Raw genomic sequence first — 5,599 nt, 5'->3', positions numbered from 1 at the left:
TTGCAGGCCAAGCATGGTGACCAGCGGCAAAAGTGCGTTGCGGGCGACATGGGCGAGCACGATGCGGCGGCGCGAAAGCCCCCTGGCGCGGGCGGCCAGCACGAAATCCTGACGCCAGGCCTCTGCCATGCCGGAGCGCATCATGCGCAGATAGAGCGCCAGGTAGATGAAGCCGAGCGCGGAAACCGGCAGCACCAGATGGATGGCGATGTCGGCGGCGCGGTCGAGACCGGTCCTGTCCGATGCCAGGGTTTCGATGCCGCCGATCGGCAGCCAGCGCAGGTCGACGGCGAAGATCACGATCAGCACCAGGCCGAGCCATAAGCCAGGCACCGCGTAGAGCGCCAGCGAGGCGACGGAGAGAAAACGGTCGCGGAAGCTGCCGGGCCTTGCGCCGGCATAGATGCCGAGCGCCGAGCCGAGGCCGAAGGAGAGCGCGGTGGCGCTGACCATCAGGATGAGCGTGGTCGGCAGGCGTTCCAAGATGACATCGCGGATCGGCCGGGAGAAAGTGACGGACTGGCCGAGGTCGAGATGCAGCAATGCCCAGAGATAGTTGGCGAGCCGGGTCAACTCCGACTGGTCAAGGCCCCAGCGATGGCGCAAGAGCTCGATCATGCCGGCGTCGCCGCCGGTCGAGACGATATAGGCGTCGACTGCGTCGCCGGGCGCGGCTTCAAGGAGAAGGAAGGTGCCGATGACGACGATAAGCAGAACGAAGATGCTGCCGATGAGGCGACGACGCAGGAGGACGAGGGCGCGAGTCATAATGATGGGACGCCGCTTGTAAACTTCTGAGGCCGTGCTCCACGGCGCCCCCCTCTGTCCTGCCGGACGCCCTGGCCCGAGCCACGGGTCTCGGCCCGTCCTTCGGACCCCCCACGAGGGGGGAGATCAGCAGTCATCGCAGCTTTCGCCAATCTCCAAGGTTGCAGGGGAGTACGAGGCGCGGAAACCGCCAATCTCCCCCCTTGTGGGGGAGATGTCCGGCAGGACAGAGGGGGGCGCGAAGGAACTCTCATTCTCCGAATCTGAGCACCCCAAACTTCGATCCGCAAGTGCGGGATCAGCCCGCCAAATAGGTGTCCGCCCAGTTCGACACCGCCCAGCGCGGGTTGTTGGCGATGTTGCCCACCTTGTCACTAGCGACGCTGATAAAACTCCATTCGGCGACGTTGATCAGCGGCAGGTCGGCCGTGACTTGCCTCTGGAATTCCTTGTAGAGGTCGGTACGCGCCGTGGTGTCGAGCGTTTCCGATGCCTTGGTGATCAGCGCGTCGAGCGCAGGGTTTTTGTAGCCGCCCTGGTTGGAGAACGGCACGCCATCCGGAATGCCGCTCTGTACCAGGATGGTAGTCGAGATCGCCGGGTCGCCGCGGAAGACCGGCGGGCCGACCGCGAGGTCGAAGGCGTGGTCGGCGTAGACTGCCTTGATGTGCGCGGCCGAGTCGTTGTTGACCAGCTGCGCGTCGATGCCGATTGCCGCGAGCGCTTGGCGCAGATAGTCGCCGAACTGTTTGGTCTCGTTGAAATAGGGCGCCGGCAGAAGTTTCAGCGAAAAGCGGTTGCTGTCGGCGCCTTTCTTGTAGCCTGCCTCGTCGAGCAGGGCGTTGGCCTTGGCGACGTCGAAGGCATAGGTCGGCACGTCGGCGGTGTAGAATTGCGGATCGTTCTTCGGCACCGGGCCGGTGGCGGTGGCGGCATAGCCGAGGAACACCGTCTTGACGACGAAATCCTTGTCGATGGCGTGCGCGATCGCCTGGCGCACCTTCACGTCGGCCAGTTCCTTGCGGCGATGGTTGATCTCGACGACGAGCTGGTAGGTCAGCCCCTCATAGCCCTTGGTGATGACCTTCAGGCCGGGAACCTTGGAGATGCGGTCGAGGTCGGCCAACGGCACGGCCGAGAAAGCCGCGAGCTGGATTTCTTGCGCTTCCAGCGCCGCAGCGGCGGAGGTGCGGTCGGGCAGGACCTGATAGATGATCTCGTCGAGATAGGGCTCGTCCTTGCCCCAATAGTCCGTGTTCTTCGTCAGCCGGTAATACTGGCCGGCCTTGTACTCGCCGAACTTGAACGGACCGGTACCGATCGGCGCGTTGTTGGCCGGGTTGTCCTCGATCTTGCCGACCTCGTAGACGTGCTTCGGCACCACGCTCGACAGCGCCGGCAGGGCGTTGCGGATCAGCTGGAACGGCGTCGGCTTGGCGAATTTGAACACGGCGGTCAGATCGTCTGGTGTGTCGACCGCGCTGAGGTCCTTGAACACGGTGCGGCCGAGATTCTGCAGCGGCTTCCAGATCTGCAGCGCCGAGAAGGCGACGTCGGCCGAAGTGAATGGCTTGCCGTCATGCCATTTGACTCCTTCGCGCAGCTTGAACGTCGCCGACAGTCCGTCGGCGGCCCCTTCCCAGCTCACCGCCAGCCGTGGCGCAAGCCCGTCCTTGCCGTCGAAGGAGGCTTCCGCCAGCGTCTCGACGATCTTGCTGGAGATGAAGAAAACGCCGTTCGAGGCGACGATCGCCGGGTTGAGATTGCGCGGCTCGGAGTCGGCGGCAAGCACGAGCCGGCCACCCTTCTTCGGCGTCTGTGCCCAACCCAGCACCGGCATGGCCGTGGAGGCCAGCAGCATCGCCGAGCCGGTAAGCATGGTGCGTCTGGAAATGGTGAAACCTGACATGATCGAACTCCGTCCTCTCCGCGCGACCCGACCCGGGCGCGACACCCCTAGAACGCCGGCGTGCATCGGCATCCTTGCGGCGGGGATTATGAGCCTTGCGAAGGGTTTCGCCAGAGACGGAATTGGCGCATCCTTGCTTGGCTTTGAAATTTACGTCCGCTGGACCAGTTTGGCATAAGTTCATTCAATTCCTTTGTCTGGTAGGACCAGATATTCGGGTAGCTGGACCGAATACCGGCTTGATGCCGCATGGACGGGCATTCATAACGTTTCTGGCTGGACCAGAGTGAGCAAAATAGTGCAGATTTGATCGCGAGCCAGCGGATCGCTGCGAAACAGCGACGATCCCGGCAATTCAGGGAGAGAGTGATGAACATTGCGCCGGGCAAGGGTGCCGTCAGCAATATCCCGTTCGACCAGGCACGGGTCGACCGGCTGATGGAGGAGGCCGGCATCGACGTGCTGCTCGCGACCTCCAAGCACAACACGCAGTACCTGCTGGGCGGCTACAAGTTCATCTTCTTTGCCGCCATGGATGCGATCGGCCACAGCCGTTACCTGCCGATCGTCGTCTACGAAAAGGGCGGACCGGACCATGCGGCCTATATCGGCAACCGCATGGAGGGCGGCGAGCACCAGAACCATCCGTTCTGGACGCCGACGCTGCATGCCGCCTGCTGGGGCACGCTCGACGCCGCGAACCTTGCCGTCGAGCATGTCAGGAAGATCGGCAAGGAGGGCGCTCGCATCGGTATCGAACCCGGCTTCCTGCCGTCGGATGCCTATGCGCTGATCCGCAAGGCCTTGCCCGACGCGAAATTGATCGACGCGACCGAGATGCTGGAGCGCATGCGTGCCATCAAGACCGATGCCGAGCTCGAAAAGCTGCGCACCGCCTCCGAGTTGATCACGGATTCCATGCTGGCGACCATTGCCTGGGCGCATGAAGGCACGACCAAGGCCGAGATGATCGAGCAGCTACGGCGCGAGGAGACCAGTCGCGGCGCGCATTTCGAATATTGCCTGCTGACGCTTGGCTCCAGCCACAACCGCGCCGCCTCGCCACAGGCATGGAAGAAGGGCGAGGTGCTGTCGATCGATTCCGGCGGCAATTATCACGGCTATATCGGCGACCTCTGCCGGATGGGCATTCTGGGCGAACCCGATGCCGAGTTGGAGGATCTGCTGGCCGAGGTCGAGACGGTGCAGCAGGCGGCGTTTTCGAAGGTCAGGGCAGGTGTGCTTGGCGGCGACATGATTGCTTACGCCGAGGGCGTGCTGAAGAAATCCACGGTCGCGCCCTATACGGATTTCTTCGCCCACGGCATGGGCCTGATCACCCATGAGGCGCCGTTCCTGATGACCAACCATCCGGTGACCTATGAAGGCACCTATGCGGCCAAACCGCTTGAGAAAAACATGGTGCTGTCGGTGGAGACCACCATGCTTCACCCGACGCGCGGCTTCATCAAGCTGGAGGATACGCTGGCGGTGACTGAGGCGGGATATGTGATGTTTGGCGATCGCGGGCGGGGTTGGAATAGGAGTGGGATTTCATGATGCCCAAGGCTGGCGCTGCCCCTCATCCGCCTGCCGGCACCTTCTCCCCGTAGAACGGGGAGAAGAAGGCAGCTTCGGCGATTGGCGAAAGCGGCGATGACAGCATATTTCTCCCCGTCACTATACGGGGAGAAATATCCGGCAGGACAATGAGGGGCGGCGCGACCCTCGAAGGGTTCACTCCCCCGCCGGCACCAGCCTGAAATCCGGCAGCTCCCTTAGCACCAGCTCCGGCCCGGCCGGCGAATAGACCACAAACAGCTGCATCGGCCCGTCACCAGTGTTGAGCGTCGAGTGGAACCGGCTTTCCGGCACATAGATTGTGCAGCCGGGGCCAACCTTTTCGACCACCGGATTGCCCTTCTCGTCCTCGACCATCTGTTCGCCGTGGCCCGAAATGACGAAGATGATTTCCTCGGCGCCCGGATGGTTGTGGCGGGTATGGCCCTTGCCCGAGGGCAGGTCGACGACGCCGCCGGAAAAGCGGGTCGCGCCATTCACTTCGGGCGCAACGGTCAGGGACAATTTCCCCCAGTCGAAGCCGAAGGCGCTGACGTCCTTCGGATAGACAAACACCTTGCTCTTGTCGGTCATCTCTCATCATCCCTTCTTTTTCTTCGCGGGCGCTCTGTCGTCGCCCAGTGTGACGGCCTTGAAATCCGCCGTCTGCCTGGCGATCGCGGCTTCCGCCGGCAGCCGTTCCATCGAGCTCGCGCCATAGAAGCCGTGCAGGCCCTTGGCATGGGAGAGGATGTAGCGCGCATCGTCCGGCATCGAGATCGGGCCGCCATGGCAAAGCAGGATGACATCCTTGCGCACCGAGCGCGCTGCCTCGGCAATGGCGTCGATGGCAACGACGCAGTCGTCGAGCGACCTGGCCGAGGTGGCGCCGATCGAGCCGCCCGTCGTCACCCCCATATGGGCGACGACGATGTCGGCTCCGGCCTTGGTCATGGCACGCGCTTCTTCGGGGTTGAAGACATAAGGCGTGGTCAAGAGGTCGAGCTTGTGCGCCTCGGCGATCATCTCGACCTCGAGGCCGAAGCCCATGCCGGTTTCCTCGAAACTCTGCCGCGTGCTGCCGTCGAACAGGCCGATGGTCGGAAAATTCTGCACGCCGGAAAAGCCCATCGTCTTCAGTTCCGCCAAAAGCAGCGGCATGATGACGAAGGGATCGGTGCCGTTGACGCCGGCCAGCACCGGGGTTTTCTTGACCACCGGCAAGACCTCGTAGGCCATTTCCTTGACGATCTCGTTGGCGTTGCCATAGGCGAGCAGGCCGGCGGCCGAGCCGCGACCCGCCATGCGGTAGCGGCCGGAATTGTAGATGATGATCAGGTCGATGCCGCCGGCTTCCTCGGC

Annotated in this window: 5 protein-coding genes; 1 reads left to right on the top strand and 4 read right to left on the bottom strand. The window is 63.1% G+C overall.

Annotated elements, in window-relative coordinates; translation table 11 throughout:
- Nucleotides 1-768: ABC transporter permease (locus EOA36_RS25795; protein WP_145969309.1), on the bottom strand; the 768-nt coding region annotated here is incomplete at its 3' end.
- 298 nt (nt 769-1,066) lie between these two features.
- Nucleotides 1,067-2,677: an ABC transporter substrate-binding protein gene (locus EOA36_RS25785; protein WP_127279968.1), complete on the bottom strand. Its 1,611-nt coding sequence runs from the start codon at nt 2,675-2,677 to the stop codon at nt 1,067-1,069.
- A gap of 369 nt (nt 2,678-3,046) precedes the next feature.
- On the opposite strand from EOA36_RS25785, the gene EOA36_RS25780 reads away from it, so the two are divergent.
- Nucleotides 3,047-4,237 (top strand): Xaa-Pro peptidase family protein, encoded by a 1,191-nt coding sequence (locus EOA36_RS25780; RefSeq protein WP_127279967.1) that lies wholly within the window; start codon nt 3,047-3,049, stop codon nt 4,235-4,237.
- A gap of 177 nt (nt 4,238-4,414) precedes the next feature.
- Here the strand turns inward: EOA36_RS25780 and EOA36_RS25770 are convergent, their stop codons facing one another.
- On the bottom strand, nt 4,415-4,831 hold the full coding sequence (locus tag EOA36_RS25770) for a cupin domain-containing protein (RefSeq protein ID WP_127279966.1): 417 nt from the start codon (nt 4,829-4,831) through the stop codon (nt 4,415-4,417).
- Between the two features lie 6 nt (nt 4,832-4,837).
- Nucleotides 4,838-5,599 (bottom strand): phosphoenolpyruvate hydrolase family protein (locus EOA36_RS25765; RefSeq protein WP_145969308.1); only part of this gene is annotated, 762 nt, incomplete at its 5' end.

The organism is Mesorhizobium sp. M8A.F.Ca.ET.021.01.1.1 (assembly GCF_003998025.1).
Lineage (GTDB): Bacteria > Pseudomonadota > Alphaproteobacteria > Rhizobiales > Rhizobiaceae > Mesorhizobium.
The sequence above is the reverse complement of the archived record's forward strand: the minus strand, read 5'-3'. Positions and strand labels throughout refer to the sequence as shown.